Origin of the sequence: Massilia sp. Root418, assembly GCF_001425265.1 — a bacterium.
GTDB lineage: Bacteria > Pseudomonadota > Gammaproteobacteria > Burkholderiales > Burkholderiaceae_D > Rugamonas.
Genome location: NZ_LMEC01000001.1, coordinates 671,719 through 693,762, shown reverse-complemented (window position 1 = coordinate 693,762; position 22,044 = coordinate 671,719). Strand labels below are relative to the sequence as shown.

Annotated in this window: 15 protein-coding genes; 6 read left to right on the top strand and 9 right to left on the bottom strand. The window is 66.5% G+C overall.

Features of this window, described 5'->3' with window-relative positions; genetic code table 11:
- Positions 1 to 23 precede the first annotated feature (23 nt).
- Genes ASC94_RS02810 through ASC94_RS02790 form a run of 5 tightly spaced genes read right to left on the bottom strand, consistent with a single transcriptional unit; the run spans position 24 to position 7,271 of the window.
- A complete protein-coding gene (locus ASC94_RS02810) occupies positions 24 to 968 on the bottom strand; it encodes a sugar kinase (RefSeq protein ID WP_056390415.1) in 945 nt (314 codons plus the stop codon).
- Between the two features lie 11 nt (positions 969 to 979).
- On the bottom strand, positions 980 to 2,983 hold the full coding sequence (locus ASC94_RS02805; RefSeq protein WP_056390412.1) for a DUF4962 domain-containing protein: 2,004 nt from the start codon (positions 2,981 to 2,983) through the stop codon (positions 980 to 982).
- A 17-nt stretch (positions 2,984 to 3,000) separates the two neighbouring features.
- A complete protein-coding gene (locus ASC94_RS02800; protein ID WP_157201255.1) occupies positions 3,001 to 3,774 on the bottom strand; it encodes an SDR family NAD(P)-dependent oxidoreductase in 774 nt (257 codons plus the stop codon).
- A gap of 22 nt (positions 3,775 to 3,796) precedes the next feature.
- The gene (locus tag ASC94_RS02795; protein WP_056390410.1) at positions 3,797 to 4,831 is read right to left on the bottom strand and encodes a LacI family DNA-binding transcriptional regulator; all 1,035 of its coding nucleotides are present in this window, start codon (positions 4,829 to 4,831) and stop codon (positions 3,797 to 3,799) included.
- Positions 4,832 to 4,847: 16 nt separating this feature from the next.
- Positions 4,848 to 7,271 (bottom strand): TonB-dependent receptor, encoded by a 2,424-nt coding sequence (locus ASC94_RS02790; protein ID WP_056390407.1) that lies wholly within the window; start codon positions 7,269 to 7,271, stop codon positions 4,848 to 4,850.
- 281 nt (positions 7,272 to 7,552) lie between these two features.
- Between ASC94_RS02790 and ASC94_RS02785 the strand changes: the two genes are divergently transcribed.
- Positions 7,553 to 9,367: a DUF885 family protein gene (locus tag ASC94_RS02785; protein WP_082616075.1), complete on the top strand. Its 1,815-nt coding sequence runs from the start codon at positions 7,553 to 7,555 to the stop codon at positions 9,365 to 9,367.
- Here ASC94_RS02785 and ASC94_RS02780 read toward each other — a convergent pair.
- Positions 9,351 to 9,533, bottom strand: a complete 183-nt coding sequence (locus ASC94_RS02780) for a DUF3606 domain-containing protein (RefSeq protein ID WP_056390400.1) — start codon at positions 9,531 to 9,533, stop codon at positions 9,351 to 9,353. The genes ASC94_RS02785 and ASC94_RS02780 overlap by 17 nt on opposite strands.
- A 97-nt stretch (positions 9,534 to 9,630) precedes the next feature.
- Entirely contained in the window at positions 9,631 to 10,623 is a 993-nt protein-coding gene (locus ASC94_RS02775; RefSeq protein WP_056390396.1) for an SDR family oxidoreductase, read from the bottom strand.
- Between the two features lie 220 nt (positions 10,624 to 10,843).
- Between ASC94_RS02775 and ASC94_RS02770 the strand changes: the two genes are divergently transcribed.
- Positions 10,844 to 11,167 (top strand): hypothetical protein, encoded by a 324-nt coding sequence (locus ASC94_RS02770; protein ID WP_056390394.1) that lies wholly within the window; start codon positions 10,844 to 10,846, stop codon positions 11,165 to 11,167.
- A gap of 78 nt (positions 11,168 to 11,245) precedes the next feature.
- Positions 11,246 to 13,231 carry a TonB-dependent receptor gene (locus ASC94_RS02765; RefSeq protein WP_056390392.1) on the top strand — a complete coding sequence of 662 codons (1,986 nt, stop codon included), beginning with the start codon at positions 11,246 to 11,248 and terminating at the stop codon, positions 13,229 to 13,231.
- A gap of 82 nt (positions 13,232 to 13,313) precedes the next feature.
- On the opposite strand, the gene ASC94_RS02760 is transcribed toward ASC94_RS02765, so the two are convergent.
- Entirely contained in the window at positions 13,314 to 14,978 is a 1,665-nt protein-coding gene (locus ASC94_RS02760; RefSeq protein ID WP_056390389.1) for a glycoside hydrolase family 43 protein, read from the bottom strand.
- An 88-nt stretch (positions 14,979 to 15,066) separates the two neighbouring features.
- On the opposite strand from ASC94_RS02760, the gene ASC94_RS02755 reads away from it, so the two are divergent.
- A complete protein-coding gene (locus tag ASC94_RS02755; protein ID WP_200955527.1) occupies positions 15,067 to 16,641 on the top strand; it encodes a glycoside hydrolase 43 family protein in 1,575 nt (524 codons plus the stop codon).
- Between the two features lie 2 nt (positions 16,642 to 16,643).
- On the opposite strand, the gene ASC94_RS02750 is transcribed toward ASC94_RS02755, so the two are convergent.
- Positions 16,644 to 17,768, bottom strand: coding sequence for an endo-1,4-beta-xylanase (locus ASC94_RS02750; protein WP_056390384.1), 1,125 nt, complete (start codon positions 17,766 to 17,768; stop codon positions 16,644 to 16,646).
- A 148-nt stretch (positions 17,769 to 17,916) separates the two neighbouring features.
- On the opposite strand from ASC94_RS02750, the gene ASC94_RS02745 reads away from it, so the two are divergent.
- Positions 17,917 to 18,945 (top strand): LacI family DNA-binding transcriptional regulator, encoded by a 1,029-nt coding sequence (locus ASC94_RS02745; RefSeq protein ID WP_229417148.1) that lies wholly within the window; start codon positions 17,917 to 17,919, stop codon positions 18,943 to 18,945.
- A 168-nt stretch (positions 18,946 to 19,113) separates the two neighbouring features.
- Positions 19,114 to 21,810, top strand: a complete 2,697-nt coding sequence (gene galB / locus ASC94_RS02740; protein ID WP_200955526.1) for a beta-galactosidase GalB — start codon at positions 19,114 to 19,116, stop codon at positions 21,808 to 21,810.
- Positions 21,811 to 22,044: the final 234 nt, after the last annotated feature.

The window sequence follows — 22,044 nt, the reverse complement described above, 5'->3', positions numbered from 1 at the left end:
ATTCTCCAGGATGTCGTTTATTGTCATTGCGGGTTCAACTGGGCGCGCGTCGGCAGCCCTTCGCAGTCGCCACGGAAGCGCACCACGCGCGCCCCGATGGCGTTGCCGCGCGCCGCCGCCGTCGCCAGCGGCAGGTTTTCCAGCAGCGCGCTGATGACGCCCACCGCAAAGCCGTCCCCGGCGCCCACGGTGTCGACCACGTCCTGCACCGGCACGCCGGGCGCGATGCCGCGTCCCTCGGCGCTGGCGTAGTACGCGCCCTGCGGACCCAGCTTCACCACCACCTGCCGCGCGCCGCGCGCCAGGTAGAAGTCGGCGATGCCGGCCGCGTCGCCGCAGCCGGTGAGCAGTTCGCCTTCTGCCAGGCCGGGCATCACCACGTCGGCCAGGCTGGCGACGGCGTTCACCGTATCCACCATGGCCGCCTGCGAGGGCCACAGGCGCGGGCGCAGGTTGGGATCGAAGGTAACGATGCGGCCGGCGCCGCGCGCCTGCGCAGCCATGGTCAGCACCATGTCGCGGCAGGTGTCCGACAGCGCGGGCGTGATGCCGGTCAGGTGCAGCAGGCGCGCCAGCCTGCAGGCGCCGGCCGGGATGTCGGCCCGGGACAGGTTGCTGGCGGCCGAGCCGCGCCGGAAGTACTCCACCTGTGGGTCGCCGCCGTCCAGCGCCATGGACTTGAGCATGAAGCCGGTGGGATAGCGCTGGTCCACGCGCACGTGGCGCAGGTCGATGCCTTCAGCCGCCATGAAGGCGAGCAGGTTGCGGCCCAGGCTATCGTCGCCCAGGCTGCTCACGTAGCCGACGCGGTAGCCCAGCCGGCTCAGGCCCACCGCCACATTCAGTTCGGCGCCCGCCGTGGCGCGTTCGAACTCGCGCACGGCGTCCAGGGGGCCGGGCTGGCGCGCCATCAGCAGGGCCATGGCCTCGCCGGCGGTAAGGACATCGGGGATCATATTGTCGTCCATGGCGCGCCCGATCAGAACTTCATGCCGGTGACCAGCGTGGCCTGCCTGCCGGCAGGGAGCGACATGCGCAGCACGTTGCCGCGTTGCTGCCTGGGCCCCTTGTCCACATTGCCCGGCGGCCCGGCGGAGACCACCATGCCGGGTTCCACCACGGCCTTGACGGCCCTGGTGCGCGCCTCCACGGTCAGCGCCGCCGGCTGGCCTTCGACGAGGAAACTGCGCTCGCCCAGCTGCTTGATGTCGCGGTCGCCGTGCACCTGGGCGGTCAGCACCACGGGTTTGCTGGCGCGCAGTGTGTCGCTGGTGGTCCAGGCGCCGCGCGCGAAACTGAAGCGGCGCTCCAGTTTTTCAACGCCCAGCTCGGGGCGGTAGGCGCCGGTCAGGTCGGCCACGATGTCGGCATGGTCGCGCCCCAGCGTCAGCTTGGTGATGCGGATGCTGTCCAGCCGCGCATACGGATAGCCGGCAAAGGCGTCATGCCCGCCGCCCTCGTTGGCCTGGCCCTGGCCGTCCACCAGCAGGGTGTTGCTGATCTTGCTGCTCGGGATGCCGGCATAGCCTTTCGGCCCGGTGAGATAGCTGCCGCCGCCGTACAGGATGAAGCTGCCCGCGTCCGGATGCGAGTGGCCCATGGACAGGTGCCAGTCCGGCATCTGCCTGATCAGCGTGGCCGCGTGGTGGCCCTCGGGCGGGCCAGCGCGGAAGGCGAAGGCTGTGGCCTTGCCGCTCCAGTCGCTGCGCCAGTAGACCGTGCCCAGGTCGTCGAAGTGGTGGTGCGGCGCGATGGCGGCCATCGGCGCGGCGGCCAGCTTGTCGTCGTACCATTGCAGGGACCAGAAGTCTTCCGCGCACACGTGGCCGAGCGACTGCATCCACGCCGCCACGCCCTGAGCCTCGGCGTTGCCGAAGCGCTGCGCCAGGCGGTACAGGAGGTTGTAGTTCGAGTGCAGCTTGCCGCCCGGGTGGGTGCGGTCCGGCTCGTGGCCGACGCGCGAACGCGTGACCGGGCCTTCGAAGGCGTCGCCGAAGTCGAAGATGTCCTGGCCGTTGGGCGTGATGGAGTGCGCCATGTAGAGGTGCGACTTGCGCAGTGCGGGCAGGTCGTACATATCGTCGCCCGCGGCGTGGGCGAAGGCGTCGAGCGCGTGGATAATCCACGGCATGGAGAAGATCCAGTACTCCACCCCTTCGTAGAAATAGCCGTCCGGCGAGGCCACCGCCAGCACGCGGGTGAAGATGGCGCGCGACAGGGCGGCCCAGCTGGCAGCTTCCGGCACTTCGTCGAACACCGCGTAAGCTGCAACGGCCAGGCCGGCGATTGGGATGAAGCAGTGGTTCTGGCTGTACGAATAGGACTTGCCCGGCGCGGGCATGAAGTGCGCCGCCAGGATGCGCGCCTGCCGCACCAGCTTTTCGCGGTAGCGCGTACGTTCCTCCACGGTCAGCGCGTCGAACAGTAGGTCGTAGGCCGTACCGAGGCCGTACAGCAGGTGGCCTGCCGCCAGGTCGATGTCCGGCTTGCTGTAGGTGTAGCCCCATACGGGATAGCTGACGGCGGCGTCCATATAGACCCTGGCCCGTTCCAGGTAGCGCCGGTCGCCTTCGATCCGGTAGGCCAGCGCGGCGCCCACCATGCCGATGCCGACGGTGTTCTGGGCGCGGCGCGTCTGCGCCGGCGAGGCTTCCGGTTCGTCGCGCATGGCCACCAGGCCGGCCAGTGCCTTCTGCCAGATGGCGCGGTGGCTGCCGCGCGCGCGGCCGCGCAGCTGCTCCAGGCCCGCCGCCGTGGTGAACACGCGCGGGTGCACGCCGTGCAGCTCGGGGCGCAGCGGCGCCGGATGCTGTTCCATCAGCGTTTGCAAGGGGTGCATGCCGCCGAAGCTGGCCGGGCCCTGCCTGGTGCCGAGGGCTTCGCGCGCATCCTGGGCGGACGCCGGCGGGGTCGTTACGCCGAGCGCGGGCAAGGCCAGGGCGGCGGTGCCGAGGAAACGGCGCCGTGTGTAGTGCATTTTCATGGAGTCTCCCTGGCGGATCAGTAGAGGCCGAGGCCGCCGTTGACCTGAATGATCTCGCCGGCCAGGAAGGCGGCGCGTTCGGATGCGAGGAATACCACCACGTTGGCCACGTCCTCCGGTTCGCCCTCGCGGCGGGCCGGCGTGCGCTCGGCGATGGCCTGGCGGTTGGCCGGCGTATTGAAGGTGTCGTGGAAACGGGTGGCGATCAGCCCGGGCGAGACCCCGTTGACCCGGATGCCGAGCGGGCCGACTTCCTTGGCCAGCGCGCGCGTGAAAGTGGCCACCGCCGCCTTGGACGCGGCGTAGTGCGCCGAGCCCGGACCGCCGCCGTCGAAGGCGGCCAGCGAGGACATGGTGACAATCACGCCCTGCTTGCGCGGCTCCATGCGCTTGAGCGCGGCCTGGCAGATCAGGAAGGTGCTGGTGAGGTTGAGGTCCATGGCCTCGTTCCACAGCGACAGCGGCATGTCCACCACGCGGCAGCGCTGGATCAGGCCGCCGATGTTTGCAAACAGCACGTCGATCTCGCCGATAGCGCCTTCGGCTTCCGCGTACACCTGCTCGGCCACGGCCGCATCGGTCAGGTCTGCCTTGATGGCCTGGGCGCGGCGGCCCATGGCGCGGATCTGCGCCACCACGTCATTGGCTTCGCCGGCGCTGCTCCAATAGGTCAGCACCACGTCCGCGCCGGCTTGCGCCAGCGCCAGCGAGGTGGCCTTGCCGATGCCCGATGCGCCGCCCATGACCAGGGCGCGCTTGCCGTTCAGTTCTTTTGCATTCAGTTCCGTCATGTGTGTCTCCAGTTGGATGATGTTATTTTTTCGGCGCCGCGGTGGACGCCCTGACGATCAGTTCCGGCGCGAACAGCTGTCCGTCCGGCGCGGCGGACGGCGCCAGGATGCGCTGCACCGCCGCATCGGCCATGGCCTGGATGGGCTGGCGCAAGGTGGTCAGCGGCGGGTCGTGCGCGGCCGAGAAGAAGATGTCGTCGATGCCGATCAGTGAAAAGTCTTCCGGTATGCGCTTGCCCAGCTGCTTCAGGCCGATGCCGATGCCGATGGCCATCATGTCGTTGATGGCGATGGCCGCCGTCGGCTTGCCGGGCGCCGCCAGCAGGCGCGCCGCCGCGCTGCGGCCCAGCTCGAACAGCTGGGTGTCGCCGTGCGGATCGCTGGGGGCGTCGGTGGCGTCGGCGATCACCAGCCCGCCGCTGATACCGGCCTGCGCCACTGCCTGCTCAAAGCCGCTCACGCGTTCCTGGCGGTTCAGCGTGTACGGCGGCGGCGTCACCAGCGCGATGGAGCGGTGCCCCAGCGCCGCCAGGTGCGCCACCGCCATCGCCGTGGCGGCCGCATTGTCCACCGAGATGGTGGTGATGCGGTCGTGCCGCTCGTCCGAGCGCTTGATGTCGAACGCCACCACCGGGCAGCGCGCCGTCATGGCCGCCAGGTGGTCGGTGTCGCTCAGGGCCGAGCCGGTGATGATGCCCTGCACGCCGTAGGACAGCAGGTCCGCCATCACCGCGCGTTCCCGGGCCGGGTCGCGGAAGGTGCTGAAGGTCATCACGTGGCAATGGTGGCGGGCCGCCGCCGCTTCCACGGCGCAGGCGAGCGAACCGAAAAACTGGTTGGCCAGCGAGGGCACCAGCAGGCCGACCATGGCTGCCACGCCGGTCTTGAGCTGGCGCGCCGCGCTGTTGGGCCGGTAGCCCAGCTGCTCGATCGCCTGCTGGATCTTGCGCTGGGTGTCCGGCCGCATCTGGCCCATCCGGTTGTTCAGAAAATTCGAGATGCTGGAGGTGGAGACGCCGGCGAGGCGGGCCACGTCCTGAATTTTGGGTTCGCTCATGGTTTCCTTGGTGTTTTTAGAATGCCGCGTCCAGGCGGATGGTCGCGTAGCGGAACGCGTCGCGGGCCGGCTGCCAGCCCAGGGACTTGATGTCCGGACCGGATGCGCGCTTGAAGTTCAGGAAGGAACCGACGTTGCCCGACGCGTAGTGATGGTCGGCCACGTTCTTGATGCCTATCGAGAGCTTGTACTTGCCTTTGTCGTCCGACATGGATGCTCCCAGGTCAACGATACCATAGCCGGGACGGTTCAAACTCGGGTCCTGGCTGATCGCGCCCTGCACGCGGGACTGGGTGCGCCATTGCACGTTGAAGGAGGTCTTGAACGGCAGCCAGCCCTGCGGCACGCGGTAGTCCGCGCCCATGCTCAGCTTCCACTTCGGCGCGTTGGGCATGGTGCCGCCGCTGGCGTCGCGCAGGAAGGCGCCCGGCACCAGTTCGTTGGGCACGGTGCAGTCCTTGGCGCCGCTGTAGCATGGGCCCTGGCGCCAGTCCAGGATGGTGGCGCGGGTGAAGGCCAGGCTGGCGTTCAGCTGCAGCTCGCGCGTGAGCAACAGCGTGGTATCGGCTTCGATGCCCCTGGTCTGCAGCGCCGGTATGCTGTACAGCACACTGGCCTGGCTGCCGTCCGAGAAGCGCTCGGTGGCCGAGGTCTGGTAGTCGTGGAAGCGGGTGCGGAAGGCGGCAGCGTTGAAGGTGGCGCGGTTGTTCCACAGGTTGGCCTTGAAGCCCAGCTCGAAACTGTCCGCCGTCTCCGCCGCCAGCGGCAGGCGCTTGAACACGTTGACGTTGTTGGCGCCGCTGGTCATGTCGTAAGCCACGCCCTTGCGGCCGGTGGCGGCCGAGCCGTAGGCCATGACGTCCGGCGTGAAGTGGAAGCTGTAGGCCAGCTTGCCGGTCACGCCGGTTTCGTCGTGCTGCGGCGCGCGGTAGAAGTTTTCCCCGGTGTGCACATTGTTCGGCGCGCTCGACGACAGGCTGTCGATGGTGTGGAAGGTATAGTTGTTCGATTCGCGGTTCACGCGCAAGCCGGTGGTGAGCTTCTGGCGCGGCGCAAAGTCCCAGGTGCTGTTGCCGTAGATGGCGCGGTTCAGGTTGGACGAGGTGGTTTCGTAGTTGGTGAAGTTGGTCTCCTTCACGAACGGGTTGCCGCGATAGTAGGTGCGGTCCAGGCTGTTGCGCGCGATCCAGAGGCCGGCGATATAGCGGAACGTACCCTCGTCCGGCGACGTCAGGCGGAACTCCTGGGTGGAGGTCTTGCTGTCGCTGGTGCCGTTGATCTCCGGCGGATCGGCGATGCCGGAAGGCTTGCCCTGGTGGTTCACCTGGTAAAAGGTGGAGATCAGGTCGATGTTGTCGTTGTCGCGAAAGTCGTTGGACAGGTTCTTGACCACCGAGGAAATCGACGTCAGCGCATGGCCGCGTAGCGGCGAGCTGTCGGCGAACTGGTAGTTGATGCGCACGCCCAGGCCGCGGTTGGTGGACTCCAGGCCGGTGGGCGAGTCGTTGCGGATGTCGCGGTTGAAGGGGCTTACGTTGATGCCGCGCAGGACCTCGGTGTTCGACAGTGCCGTGTAGTTCTTGTTGTACAGGTAGCCCACGCCGGGATCGATAGAGGTGATGGCGGCGGTGTTGCCGGTGGAGAGCGAGTGGTCGTAGTGCGGCGTGACCAGCACGTCCAGGTCGCGGTTCACCTTCCACATGAATTTCGTGACGAAGCTTTTGCCGCCGGAGCCGTTCTGCTTACGGCCCGTGGTCAGGTTGTTGAGCAGGCCGGGGAAGTTGGTCTTGCTGGCGAACAGGCGCATGGCCACGTCGTCGGACAGGCGGCCGCTGAGGGCGGCCGAGGCGCGGTACTCGTCGTCGCTGGACTTGAACAGGCTGACATTGGTTTTCATCGGCCCCGCGCCTATCGGCTTGGTGGTCACCACCACGGCGCCGGCGATGGCGCTCTTGCCGAACATGGTGCTTTGCGGGCCTTTCAGCACTTCCACCCGCGCCACGTCGGCCTGGTCCTTGAACGCCTGCTGGGCCAGTGCGTAGGGCAGGTCGTCGATGATGATGGCGATGTCGCCCTCGATGCCCAGGTTGTTGGAGGTGGTGCCGATGCCGCGCATATTGATGCTGTTGGTGCCCACCTGGGTGCCGACCGAAATCGACAGGGCGGGCGACAGGTTGACGATGTCGTTAAACTCGCGCACGTTATTGCGCTGCATGTACTCCTCGCCCAGCACCGTGATGGACTGCGGCACGTCCTCCAGCTTTTCGATGCGGCGGTTGGCCGACACCACCACGGTTTCCAGTTTCAGTTCGCCGGCAGGCGGGGCTGCCGGGGCTTGCTGCGCTTGCGCCGGGGCCAGCCCCAGCATCAGCAGCGCGACCGCGGCGGCGATCGGGGTGGGGCGGGGCCGCCTGGCGGCCTGCCACTCTTTACCAGTCATCTTTTGTCTCCGTTATCGGTTTTATAAGTCAGAACTGTATCGATTTACTGTAACGTTACAGTAGCGCCGCAAAAAAATATACGTCAAGTTTGTAACTGTGCCGGTTCTTGCTGCCCGCATCAGGTAAAACGTTTTACTGTAACGATTTAGCGATGATAAATGAACGCCGCGTAAAGTCAACCGAAATAGTGGCAGCTGCGCGCGTGCAGGTTGTTGGGAGGTGACAGAACCATGTCAACGTGCAAATATAGACGGCTCAGCTACTTCTATATGCCGATCCTATGAAAACTTCGCTCTCCCGTCTCGTCTTCAGCCTGGGCATGCTGGCCTTCGCCCCGGGCGCCGCACATGCTGTGTCTCCCGCCAAGCCGGCCACGCCGGAACAGATGAACAAGCTCTACGCGGAATACTGGGAAGAGTATTCAAAGGCCAATCCGATTTCCGCCACCTTCAACGGCGACAACCGCTTCAACGATCGCTTCGGGCCAGTCACGTCGAAAGAGTCGCTGGCCGAGCGCAAGCGCCTGGCGGACAAATATCTGGCCCGCACCTCCGAGTACGATCCGTCCAAACTGGGCGAGGAAGACCGCATCAGCTACGACCTCCTGCGCTACAAGCTGCAGCAGTCGCTGGACGAGATGCGCTTCCCGTCGCAGCTCATCCCCATCAACCAGACCTTCAGCCTGCACCTGCTGTTTGCGCAGCTGGGTTCCGGCAAGCTGGCGCAGCCCTTCGCCACGGTCAAGGATTATGAAAACTGGCTGGCGCGCGCCGCCAGCTTCGCGCCGGCGGTGGACGCCATGATCGCGGACATGCGCGCCGGCATGGCGCGCGGCGTGGTGCAGCCCAAGATCGTCACCAAACAGATCTTGCCGCAGCTGGAGAACCTCGGCACCTCCGACCTGGACAAGAGCGTCTACATGGCGCCGGCGCGCCAGTACCCGCAAGACTTCAGCGAGGCCGACAAGGCCCGCCTGACAGCCGCCTATTCGAAACTGGTGGGCGAGCAGATCGCGCCTGCCTACCAGCGCTTGCTGGCCTTCATGCGCGACACCTACCTGCCGGCCAGCCGCGAGACGGTCGGCCTGGGCGCGCTGCCGGAAGGGAAGGCATGGTACGACGCCAAGGTGCGCAGCTCCACCACCACGGCCCTGAGCGCGGACGAGATCCACACCATCGGCCTGAACGAAGTGGCGCGCATTCGCGCGCTGTTCGAGCAGGCCAAGGAGCGCGTGGGCTTCAAGGGCACGCTGAAGGAGTTCTTCGTGCACCTGAACACGGCGCCGGAGCAGCGCTTCGGCACCCGCGAACAGATCCAGGCCGCCTACGAAAGCCTGCGTCCGCGCGTGGAAGCGAAGACGCCGCAGTTCTTCGGCAAGATTCCCAAGACGCCGTTCGAAGTGCGCCCGGTGGAATCATTCCGCGAGGTGAGCGCGGCGCCGGCGCAGTACTACCCGGGCCTGCCGGACGGCTCCCGTCCCGGCATCTTCTACTACAACGCCTACAAGCCTGAAACGCGCACCCGCTTCACCACCGTGGCCTTCTTCCTGCACGAGGCGATTCCGGGGCACCACTTCGAGATCAGCCTGGCCAAGGAGCAGACCGGCTTCCCGGCCTTCCGCCGCAACGAGGGCACCGGCGCGTTCAGCGAAGGCTGGGGCCTGTACAGCGAGATGCTGGGCCAGGAAATGGGCTTGTACGACGATCCATGGCAGTGGTGCGGCCGTCTGTCGGCCGAGATCTGGCGCGCGGTGCGCCTGGTGGTCGACACCGGCATCCACGCCAAGGGCTGGACGCGCGAGCAGGCCATCGCCTACTTCATCGAGAACGTGCCGCAGAACGAAGTGGTGGCGGTGCAGGAAGTGGAGCGCTATATCGCCGCGCCGGGCCAGGCGCTGAGCTACAAGATCGGCGAACTGAAGCTGCGCGAACTGCGCGCGCGCGCGGAAAAGCAGCTGGGCGCGAAGTTCGACCTGCGCGCCTTCCACGACGAAGTGCTGTCGCACGGCTCCGTGCCGCTCAGCGTACTGGAAGCGGCGGTGGAGCGCTGGCTGGCGCGCCAGGGCGCCGCTGCCAGCGCTAGTGCAGGCTCTTGATCTTTTTCACCACGTTTTCGACCACCGGGCCAACCTCGTTGACGATCTCGACGAGGGTTTCCTTCGGCACGCCGAGTTTTTTGCTCCAGTAGGCGACTTCCCACTCTTTGTCCACGTGGATACGAGAGCGGTCCCGCTGAAACAAATCGACTAAATTTTCCGCCATGTGTGCTCCATATTTTAGGGGCATCACTATAGCCGGGCCGGCACCGGTGTTCTGTGCGATAACGCACATAGGTGGACAGTTCCAGGCTTTGCGGCCTTCACGGCCCGCCGCGCCCGCCGACGGCGGCGAACACCTGGCCGGTGGAATAGCTCGCTTCGTTCGACGCCAGCAGCACATAGATGCCCGCCAGTTCGGCCGGCTGGCCCGGGCGGCCCATCGGCGTGTCCTTGCCGAATTCGGGCAGCTTGTCGGGCGGCTGGCCGCCCGTCACCTGCAGCGCCGTCCAGAACGGCCCCGGCGCCACCGCGTTCACGCGGATACCCTTGGGCGCCAGCTGCTTGGCCAGCCCCTTGGTGAAGACCATAATGGCGCCCTTGGTGGCGGAATAGTCGACCAGGTTTTCGCCGGGATCGTAGGCTGTCACCGAAGCGGTGTTGATGATGGCGGCGCCGCGCTTGAGCAGGGGCAGGGCCGCCTTCGTGATCCAGAACATGGCGTAGACATTGGTCTTGAAGGTTTCGTCGAACTGCGCGGTGCTGATGTCGAGCAGCGAAGCGGCGGAAATCTGGCGCGCCGCGTTGTTGACCAGGATGTCCAGCCCGCCGAGCTCGCGCGCCGCGTCCGCCACCAGCTTTTTGCAGAACGCCTCGTCCTTGATGTCGCCCGGGATGGCGACCGCCTTGCGGCCCTCGGCGCGGATCAATTGCACCACCTCGCGCGCATCGGGCTCCTCGGCCGGCAAGTAATTGATGGCCACGTCCGCACCCTCGCGCGCGTAGGCGATGGCTGCCGCGCGGCCGATGCCGGAGTCGCCGCCGGTGATCAATGCCTTGCGGCCCTTGAGGCGCCCGGAACCCCGGTAGCTGGTCTCGCCATGGTCGGGGCGGGGCGTCATCTTGCTGGCCAGGCCGGGCCAGGGTTGCTGCTGCTTGGGGAATGGCGGTTCGGGATACACGGGGACGGCCATCGGCGCCTGGCCGGCCGCGCCGGCCGGTTGCGCCGCTGCCGGCGCCATGGCCGCGCCCAGCAGTCCGGCAGCCGCGCCGCCGAGCACGACGCGCCGCGCTTTGTCGGGTTGTTCCTTGTCCATATCGCTTCCTTTCCTAGTCCAGCGGTGGAAAGGTGCCATGGTGCGGTTTGCCCGCGAGGCGTTCTGTGCGCTATTCCACAAAGTTCGTGTTTGGCGGCCCGGCGCGGCGGGAAATTGCGGCGGCGGCAGGAAGGCAGCCGGAAGGCAGTAGGAAGAATGGAAAATCGCGGTTAGAATACGTCGTTTTCATCCCCACAAGATTCCAGACGTGTTACGCCGCATGCTGCCCCTGCTGATTGCCTACCTGTTGCTGATGTCGCAACAGGTGGCGCTGTCGCACGGCTATACGCATTGGGCGCCGATGCAAAAGGCGCTCAGCGGCGAGGTGCGCACGCAGACCGGCGCTGCGCCGGAAACCACGCTGGTCGATCACATCTGCCTGCAGTGCGTGAGCGCCGCGGAACTGGCTTTCGCCGTTTCCAGCCCGCCGCTGCGTTTCGAAGCGCCCGACAGCCGGGCCGTGCTGGCCGCGCTGCTGTTCCTGCAGGTGCGCGAGCGCTTCGCCACGGTGGTATTCCAATCCCGGGCACCCCCGGTCCTCTGACAAAAAAACCGATCCAGCCAGGCATGCGCGCCAGGAAGGCGCGCATCCGTGTTACGTCTTTTTTGTTTTGAGGTTCATATGATTTTCACCCGTACCCTGATCGCTGCGGCGGTCCTGTCCGCCGTTTCGTCCGCCGCTTTTGCCCAGTCCAGCGATGCCGCCATTCCCAAAGTGCTGGTGACCGCCAGCCCGTTCAAGACCGCCGAGGGCGACCAGATCCTGACCCCCGCCAAAGTGCTGGCCGGCGACGAGCTGCGCGACAAGATGGGCAGCTCGCTGGGCGATACGCTGTCGCAGGAACTGGGCGTATCCGCCTCGGCCTTCGGCGCCGGCGCTTCGCGCCCCATCATCCGTGGGCTGGAAGGTGCCCGCGTCAAGATGCTGGAGAACGGCATGGCCGTGTCCGACGTCTCCGGCCTGTCGAACGACCACGCGGTGGCGGCCGAAGGCGCGGTGGCGCGCCAGGTCGAAATCCTGCGCGGACCGGCGGCGCTGCTGTACGGCTCCGGCGCCATCGGCGGCCTGGTGAACGTGGTCAACGAACGCATCCCGACCGCGCTCGAGAAGAAGCCCACCGGCCAGGTGGAGGCGCGCTACAGCAGCGTGGACAGCGGCAAGAACCTGTCCGGCACCGTGGACGGGGCGGTAGGCCAGTTCGCCCTGCACGTGGACGGCAACCTGCGTAATGCGGACGACTACAAGATTCCGGAAAACCGCGTGGTCAACGACCCCGATTCGGCTTCCGGCCGCCTGCCGCATTCGGGCACGCGCGAACGCAACGCCGGCCTGGGCGGCTCCTATATCGCCGACTGGGGCTTCGTGGGCGCGTCCGTGTCGCACCTGGACAATGTGTACGGCATCCCGAGCGACGAGGGCTCGAAGATCGACCAGAAGCAGACCCGCTACGACATCGACAGCCTGGTGCGCAAGCCCTTCGACGGTTTCGAGAGCTTCAAGTTCAAGGCCGGCTACACCTCGTACGAGCACGCGGAGCTGGATGAAGAGAACGCGCCTGTCGTGATCTTCAACAACCGCTCGCTGGAAACGCGCGCCGAACTGGCGCACAACCCCATCGCCGGCATGCGCGGCACCTTCGGCGTCCAGACCGAGAATACGCACTTCTCGGCGCTCAGCCCGGAAGGCGCGGCGGACACCGTGCCGGTGACGCACTCCACCTCCCGCGCCGCCTTCCTGGTGGAGGAAGCCAAGGTGGGCGACTTCCTGCTCAGCGGCGGCGCGCGCGTGGAATCGGTGAAGCGCAAGCCGGTCACGGGACTGGACCGCTCCTTCAACCTGGCTTCCGGCTCGGTCGGCACGCTGTGGACCTTCATGCCGGGCTACGGCGCGGGCGCCACCTTCTCGTACGCCGAGCGGGCGCCTGCCACCGAAGAGCTGTACTCCGGCGGCCCGCACGATGCCACCGTCACGTTCGACGTCGGCAATCCTGACTTCAAGAAGGAAGCCTCGCGCAATATTGAACTGAGCGTGCAGAAGACCACGGGGCTGGTGCGCTGGAAGGCCAATGTCTACCGCAACAAGGTGCGCGATTTCATCTACGGCCATATCACGGGCAATCTGCTGGACGAGGAAGGCAACCCGGGCGACGAACTGCGCGAGCGCATCTTCGAGCAGGCCAACGCCACCATCAAGGGCGCGGAGGCCGAGATCACCTACAACGCGCAAGGCGCGGGCTGGTCGGGGCGCTTGTTCGCGGACACGTCGAAGGGCACGCTGGACAATGCCGGCAGCCTGCCGCTGCAGCCGGCCACCCGTGTCGGCGCCAGCGTGGGATACCGCGAAGGCGCCTGGCGCGGCGGGCTGTCGCTGGTGCATGCGAACGGCCAGGACCGCCTGGCGTCGTTCGAGACTACGCCTACTTCGTCCTACAACCAGCTGAACGCCAACTTTTCCTACACCCGGAAGCTGGGCGGCCAGGACGTGACGTGGTTCGTGCTGGCGAAGAACCTGCTGAACAACGACATCCGCATGTCCACCTCGGTGCTGAAGGATATTGCGCCTCTGCCGGGCCGCAATATCGTGCTGGGCGTGCGCACCAAGTTCTGAGCGGCGCATGGCCGCCCGTGAGGGCGGCCATGGCGGTGCGGTTTGCGGCTTTGATGCCGCAGCCGCTTGCTGACGCTCTTTCTCAGTTGCCCTTTGCCTGCCAGGTATAAGGGCCGATCACGGTGCCCACGAAACCGCCTGCCTTCCGGGTGGACAGCAGGGTGGCGTCCACCTTGTCCGCCAGCGTTGCGGTCTTGCCTTGCACCGTGTAGCTGAAGGCCATGGTCGCGCCGTCCGCCTGCATGGTCAGTGTCGCGGTGTCGCCCGCGAGCGGCGCGCTGGCCACCAGCACATCCTCTTTCGATTTGGCCCGCGTGTACAGGGCCACCACGTTCTTGCCCGCGATCCTGCTGATGCCGTAGAACAGGTGCGACTCGTCGCTCTGGTAGGCCAGCAGGCCGGCGCGGTCGCCGTCATGCTCGGGGCGGTAGCTCACCGTGGTGGAGATGCGGGCGTTGTGGTGCTGCTGCCGGCGGCCGATGAAGGACGGCGTGCTTGCCAGGTCGCCCAGTTGTCCGCCTGGCGCCAGCACCAGCTGGCCTTTTTCCAGTCTGTAGAACGGTACGGCGGGCGTGCGCACGCCTATCCATTGGTCGGATAAGGCGCTGCCGGTGAACTCGTCGGTGTAGCGGATGTCGCCCGTGAAGGCCTGCACCGGGCTGGTCCCGGCAGGCGGGCCGGGGATATTCGGCCTGGGCGCGGTGAACGGAATGCGCTTGCCGGCTTCCAGTATCGTCGGCCAGCCGTCCTGCCACGTCACCGGCAGCAAAAAGGTTTCGCGGCCGATGTTGTACAGGTCCGGGCCGTAAGGGCGGGTGGCCAGGAAGGTGGCCCACCAGTCGCCGTTCTGAGTCTGCACGAACTTCGCGTGGCCGGCCGACGTGACCGGGTTGGTGCGCTTGCCGTCCAGCGTACGCTGGCTGAGGATGGGATTGTGCTCGAACGGCACGAAGGGGCCGCGCACGCTGGTGGAACGGAACACCACCTGCGAATGCTGGTCCCCGGTGCCGCCTTCGGCAGCAATGAGGTAGTAGTACTCGCCGCGCTTGAGCAGGTGCGGGCCTTCGATCCAGATCGGCTTGGCCGAGATGTCGACGCCGCCGTTCACAAGGAGGGTGCGCTCGCCCACCATGGATAGCGTTTTCGGATCGAACTCCTGCACCCAGATGGCGCGGTGGCCGTCGTAGCGCGGCTTCTCGATCGGGTCGCCATTGTTCACCATATAGGCCTTGCCGTCCGTGTCCCAGAAGATGGACGGGTCGATGCCGCCGAATTTCACGGGCTTGGGATCGGACCATGGGCCGGCCGGGTCGGTGGCCGTCATCACCACATTGCCGCCGCAGTCCACGCAGGTAGTGACGATGTAGAACACGCCGTTGTTGTACGAGATGTCCGGCGCGTAGATGCCGCGCGAGGAGCGCAGGCCCTGGAAGCTGAACTGGCCGGGCCGGCTGATAGCGTTGCCGATCTGCTTCCAGCTCACCAGGTCGCGCGAATGGAACACCGGCAGGCCGGGGTAGTGCGTGAAGCTGGAGTTGATCAGGTAATAGTCCTCGCCCACGCGGGTGACCGAAGGGTCCGGGTAGTAGCCGGACAGGATGGGGTTGCGGAATTCGTTGGCCGCGGGCTGCGCCGTCTCCTGCGCGTGGCCCTCGTAGCTGAAGCGCTCAAAGCGGGCTTCCGCTGCGCCGGCAGAGGTGCCCGTCAGCGCGGCGGCTACGATGGCCGCCAGGTATTGTTGTCTCATTTGTTGATATCTACCATGTCGTGTTGCATAATGAATAGCGCTACCATAAGCATCCTGCCGCAATCGGCACAAGACGTCAACAGGAGACATGATGAATCGACTTTGCCGCAGCGCCGCTGCCGCATGGCTGGCAGTGCTGTATGCGGCGGGCGCCGGCTGCGCGCCGGCAGCCGCCGCCGATCTGGGCAATGGCAGTTACGCCAATCCGCCGCTGTATGCCGACTATCCGGACCCGGACATCATCCGCGTGGGCGAGGATTTCTACTTCATCAGCACCACCTTCGCCAACAGCCCGGGCCTGACGCTGCTGCATTCGAAAGACCTGGTGAACTGGTCTTTCGTCTCGCACCTGGTGCCGCGCCTGGACGGCGACGAGCGTTTCGACTTGAAACAGGGCGGCGCCTACCGCCACGGCATGTTCGCGGCCAGCCTGCGCCATCATGCCGGCATGTTCTATGTGGCCGTCACCCCCGTGAACCAGAACACGCGCATCTACTACAGCAAGGACATCAAGGGTCCGTGGGCTTACCACACGCTGGACCGCCCGGCTTTCGACCCGGCGCTGTTCTTCGAGCCGGACGGCAAGGCGTACATCGCCACCTCCGGCGGCTGGGACGGCACGGTGACCCTGCTGGCGCTGAGCGCGGATTATTCCAGGGTGGCGGATGCGCGCAAGATCCATTACTACAAGGGCGCCGAGGGCTCGAAGCTGGTCAAGCGCGGCGGCTACTACTACCTGTTCAACGCGCTGCCGGGCAAACTGGCGCTGGTCGTCTCGCGCGCGAAGAGCCTGTACGGCCCATGGGAAACGCGGCCGCAGATCGACGACCGCAGCGGCGGCCACCAGGGCGCCATCGTGGACCTGCCGGACGGCGGCTGGTACGGCTTCGTGATGGTGGACGCGGGGCCGGTCGGGCGCATGACCAATATCAGCCCGGTGTTCTGGGAGGATGATTGGCCGGTGTGGGGCACGAAGGAAGCGCCGGGGCGCGTGCCTGCGGTGGCGGTCAAGCCGATACAGGGCAAGCCGGCGGCGGCGCTGGCGGCGTCGGACGATTTCAGCGTGCCTGCGCTGGGGCTGCAGTGGCAGTGGAACCACAATCCTGTCGACAGCCGCTGGTCGCTAACGGAGCGGCCGGGCTTCCTGCGCCTGAAGCCAACCGAGGCCGCCGAGTTCTGGACGGCGCGTAATACGCTGACGCAGAAAGGGCAGGGCCCATGGAGCCGTGGCGTGGCGGCGCTGGACCTGGCCAACGTGAAGGAGGGCGACGTGTGCGGCTTTGGCACGCTGGGCAAATACAACGGGCATATCGCCGTGGTGGGCGGCGCGGCCGGCGCACTGTCGCTGCGCATGGAAGTGATCGAGGATACGGTGGACGGCAGGAAGGCCGAGGTACGCGTCCCGTCGCTGCCCATCACCGCGCGCAAGATCTTCCTGCGCACGGACATGGACTTCAAGACGAATCTGGCGGAACTGGCTTACAGCGTGGACGGCATGCAGTGGCAGGGACTGGGCGGCAGCTTCAAGCTGGGCTACGACTGGCGCACCGGGACTTTCCAGGGACAGCAGTTCGCGCTGTTCTGCTACAACCCCCGGCCCGGCGCGGGCTACCTCGACGTGGACAGCTTCGAGTTCACCCGCGCAGAGGCGCCGCCCGGCTAGCGTCAGGCCGCGCGCTGCGGCATGTCGCGCAGCGACTTGGCGATGGCTTCGCGCAGCGGCTTGGGGCGCAGCTGGCTGTCGAAGGGCGCGGGGCGCTGCGGCTTGCCGTCGGGGCGCGCGGCTTCCTTCCAGGTCTGCAGCCAGTTTACATGGTCCGCCATGCCCCACAACAGGAAGTCGCGGCAGCGCGGATAGCTCAGCGTCAGGTCCAGGTAGTCGCGTGCCAGTGCCGCCACGCCGGCGTCGCGCTGGGCGAAATCGAGCGGCAGCTTGCGGTCGTTCACATCGAACTCCGTGATCAGCAGGTCGTAGCCCATCCCCGTCACTTCATCGAGGAACTTGCGCCATTCGCTGCTGGCGGCTGTGTCGGCAGGCGGCAGCGCGTCGCCGATGTGGCTCTGCAAGCCGAGCGCGTGCACCGGCGTGCCGCGCTTGCGCAAGTCGGCCAGCAGCTTGAGCACGCCCGCGCGGTGCTTTGCGCTGCCGGCGCCGGGATTCATGTAGTCGTTGTAGACCAGTTGCGCATGCGGCGCGTGCTCGTGCGCCAGGCGGAAGGCCAGGTCGATTTCGTCGAGCGCGCCCAGGCGCTGGCTCAACACGTTCTCGATCAAGGCCCCGGTGGCGGGATCGACTGCTTCGTTCACCACGTCGTAGCTGATGATGTCCTTGCCGAAGTGGCTGCACACGGCCTTCACGTGCTCGCCCAGCAGCCGTTCGGCGGCCTGCCTGGGCTGGGCGCCGAAGTCGTAGGCGTTCACCCAGTCCGGCAGCCATTTCGGCGACTGCCAGACCAGCGTATGGCCGCGTATCGCCATGCCTTCCTTTTTGGCCCAGGCGAACATCTCGTCCGGCACCGCGAACTGGTGCGCGCCCGGGCGCGGCTGCAAAGCTGGCCATTTGGTCTCGTTCTCGGCTACGATCATATTGCATTCGCGGGCCATGAGTTCGCGGTAGGCGGGGCCGCCCACCTTGCCCAGCGCATTCCCGAAGCGCATGCCTTTTTTAGCGGCGATGGTTTTCAGCGGTTCCTGGGCAGGCGATGCAACGGCGGACCGCGCTGCGGAAGGCAGCAGCAGGGCGCCGGCGGCGGCGCCGAGCAGGTGCAGGGTGTGGCGTCGGGTAGTCATGTGTCTCCTCGTTGGTGTTTTTGTTGGTTTATGTGGGTTTATGTTGGTTATGGTAGCGCAATCTATTTTATTTCGGCTTATCATGTTGTATCAACCATTTTCGCGAGTATCAGTCTGAATGCACCCGGATTCCAAACGCAGCCCCAATATGATCGACGTTGCCAAGCTGGCCGGCGTGTCGCCTATGACAGTATCGCGGGTCATGAACGGCAAAGACATCGTGCGCAACAGCACGCGCAAGAAAGTCGCCGAGGCGGTGGCGGCGCTGAACTACGCGCCCAACCCCGAGGCCCGCACCATCGCCGGCCTGAAGCCGATACGTCTCGGTTTCCTGTACAGCAAACCGAGCGGCGCCTACCTGGCGGAGTTCCTGCTTGGCCTGCTCAGCCAGGCCAGCCTGAATAATGTGCAGCTGCTGGTGGAACAGTGCGGGGAGGGCGAGCAGTCGCTGGTGCAAGCGCAGCGCCTGGTGGACTGCAACCTGGATGGCATCATCCTGCCGCCGCCGCTGTGTGACCGGTCGCCGATCGTGGACCTGCTGGTCAAGTCCGGCGTGCCGCTGGTGGTGGTGGCCTGCGGCCAGCCGGACAGCCGGGTGAGCGCCATCGGCATAGACGAGCATGCGGCGGCGTATGAGATGACGCGCCACCTGATCGAACTGGGCCACGAGCGTATCGGTTTTGTGATGGGCAATCCGGCCCAGTCCTGCAGCGCGCTGCGCCTGGCCGGCTACCAGGCCGCGCTGCGCGATTTCGGCGGGCAGCCGGCGCCGGAGCTGGTGGTGCCCGGCCTGTTCAACTACCGTTCCGGCCTGGACGCGGCCGAACAGCTGCTCGCGCTGCGTGACAGGCCGACCGCCATCTTCGCCAGCAATGACGACATGGCGGCAGCGGCGGTGGCGGTGGCGCACCGGCTGCGGCTGGACGTGCCAGGCGACCTGACCGTCACCGGCTTCGATGATACCGCGCTGGCCATGACCATCTGGCCGGCCCTGACCACCGTGCGCCAGCCCACGGCGGCCATGGCCGAAGCGGCGGTGCAGTGCCTGGTGCGCCAGGTGCAGGCCCTGCGCAGCAACCTGCCCAGCCCCGCCGAGCAGCTGTCGATCGGCTTCACACTGGTCCGCCGCCAGTCGGATGCGCCGCCGCGTGTCCGGCCGCCTGCACGCGCATATTGAACAATCCGCCTTGACAAGCTGCCTTGCAAAGGAATAGACTGAAATGGTTGCGCTATCTTTTTCCTGTTATCCCATTCATTTGGGTGGTCGCGTAACTCATAAGGTCTTTTCGCCGGGGTGCCGTTTCGTGGCCCCGGCGATTTTTTTTATCCCGGACTGACCGAAAACATGAAACCAATTCCCGATTACAGAGCGCTCGGCATGCTGCTGTGCGCAGGCCTCGCCGCCTTCTCCACAGCCGCAGCCGCAGCCGCAACCCCGCGCGAGCGCGTGCTGATCAACGCCGAATGGCGCTTCCAGATGGGTGACCCCGCGGGCACCTCCGACTCCCTGCGCTACGACGTGCGTCCGGAGGTGAAGGCCAGCGAAGACGGCAAGGCGGCGGACGCGGTGCCGGATGCCGCCGTCAAGGCCGGCGCCGCGCAGGCGGCGGTACTCAAGCCATGGATACTCCCCACCGGCAATGCCTTCATCCGCGACCCGGCGCGTCGCCACCAGCGTCCTGCGGAGGAACCCAGGCTGGACGTGCCCTACCTGAAGGCCGGCTACGACGACAGCGCCTGGAAGCGCGTCAACCTGCCGCACGACTGGGCCATCGCCGGCCCCTTCCTGGAGCAGGGGCCGTACGGCGGCGTGGGCCGCCTGCCCAGCTGGGGCATAGGCTGGTATCGCAAGCAGCTGGCCATACCCGCTACCGACAAGGGGCGCTCCATCTTCCTGGACGTGGAAGGCGCCATGTCCTATGCGTCGGTCTGGCTGAACGGCAAACTGGTGGGCGGCTGGCCTTACGGCTACAACTCGTGGCGCGTGGACCTCACGCCTTATGTGGTGCCGGGCGGTGCCAACACGCTGGCGATCCGCCTCGACAATCCGCCGGAATCATCGCGCTGGTACCCCGGCGGCGGCATCTACCGCAACGTATGGCTGACCAAGACCGATCCGGTGCACGTGGGCCAGTGGGGCACGCACGTGAAGACCCCCAGGGTCGGCAAGGCCTCCGCCGACGTGGTCCTGGACGTGACGGTCGATAACGACTCGGGCGCCGCCGCCAGCGTCGAAGTGGCCACCGCCATCTACAGCCTGGACGAGAAGGGCGCCAGGAGCGGCGGCGCGGTCGCCTCGATTGCGCCCGCGCGCATCGAGCTGGCCGCCGGCGCGAGCGGCAAAGCCAGCGGTTCGGTGGCGATTGCCAACCCGCGCCTCTGGGGACCGCCGCCCACCCAGCGCCCGAACCGCTATGTGGCCGTGACCACGGTCAAGCGCGGCGGTACGGTAGTGGACAGCTACGAAACCCGGTTCGGCGTGCGCGAGGTGCGCATGGACCCCGACAAGGGCATGTTCGTCAACGGCGAGCATATCCCGTTCAAGGGTGTGAACAACCACCACGACCTGGGCGCGCTGGGCGCCGCCTTCAATGTGCGCGCCGCCGAGCGGCAGCTGGAGATCCTGGCCGAGATGGGCACCAACGCGCTGCGCATGAGCCATAACCCGCCCGCGCCGGAGCTGCTGGAGCTGACCGACCGCATGGGCATCGTGGTCATCGACGAAGTGTTCGACGTATGGGAACGCAAGAAGACCGCGCTCGACACCCACCTGATCTTCCCCGACTGGCACGAGCAGGACCTGCGCGCCATGCTGCGCCGCGACCGCAACCATCCCTCGGTGGTGATCTGGAGCATAGGGAACGAAGTGGGCGAGCAGTACTCGGGCGAGGCGGGCGCCGCCATCGGCCGCCGCCTGACCGCCATCGCGCACGAGGAGGACCCCAGCCGGCCCACCATGACGGCCATGAACTTCGCCCGCGCCGACATGCCGCTGCCCGCCACGGTGGACATGATCAGCGTGAACTACCAGGGTGCCGGCATCCGCACCAACCCGGGCCGCTTCCCCGAATTCCGCGCGCGCTTCCCGGACAAGGTGATCTTCAGCAGCGAGAGCGCGTCCGCGCTGAGCAGCCGGGGCGAGTACCAGTTCCCCGTCACCGGCGCGCTGACGTCGCCGGTGCGGCCCGACGCGGGCGGCGACTGCGCCACGCGCCAGGTCAGCGCCTACGAACTGTACGCGGCCGATTTCGGCACCTCGGCGGACCGCTCCTGGGCCGCGCAGGACCAGTATCCCTTCGTGGCGGGCGAATTCGTCTGGTCCGGCTGGGACTACCTGGGCGAACCCACGCCGTTCTATTCCTCCCGCAGTTCCTACTCCGGCATGATAGACCTGGCGGGCTTCAAGAAGGACCGCTACTACCTGTACCAGGCGCGCTGGCGGCCCGAGCTGCCGCTGGCGCACATCCTGCCGCACTGGACCTGGCCCGGCCGCGAAGGCAAGGTGACGCCGGTGCACGTGTTCACCTCCGGCGACGAGGCCGAGCTGTTCGTGAACGGCAAAAGCCAGGGCCGCAAGAAGCGCAGCGAGTTTGAATACCGCCTGCGCTGGGACCTGGTGACCTACGAGCCGGGCGAGCTGAAAGTGGTGGCCTACAAGCAGGGAAAGGAGTGGGCTGCCTCCACCGTGCGCACCGTGGGCGCCGCGGCCAGGCTGGACCTGGCGCCGGACCGCAGGCAGATCCGCGCCGATGGCCTGGACCTGTCCTTCGTGACGCTGCGCGTGGCCGACAAGGACGGCAACACGGTGCCGATGGCAAAGAACCAGGTGACGTTCAGCATCGAGGGGCCGGGCGAAATCGTGGCCACCGATAACGGCGACCCAACCAGCTTCGTGCCTTTTCCCTCGGCCCAGCGGCCGGCCTTCAACGGCCTGGCGCTGGCCATCATCCGCGGCAAGCCGGGACAGGCCGGCGCCATCACCGTGCGCGCCGAGTCGGCATCGCTGCAGGGCGCTTCGGTGACGCTGCAAGCAGTTAATTAAGTGTTTTCGTGTCCATGTAACAACGCATGGACACGATGTTGTTGACGCAGCGTTGCTGAAAAGGTCACAATCAAATGGTAGCGCTATTCATTTGAATATCCCTACCATTGCAATTTAACGAAGGAGGGCTCAGACACCACACGGCGCAAAGAGCGTTTGCGCAACCAACAATTTGCTTTTCCTGACATAAGAAGATTGATGTGCCGCCAGGCGCAGACAACCAAGGCACAAGAG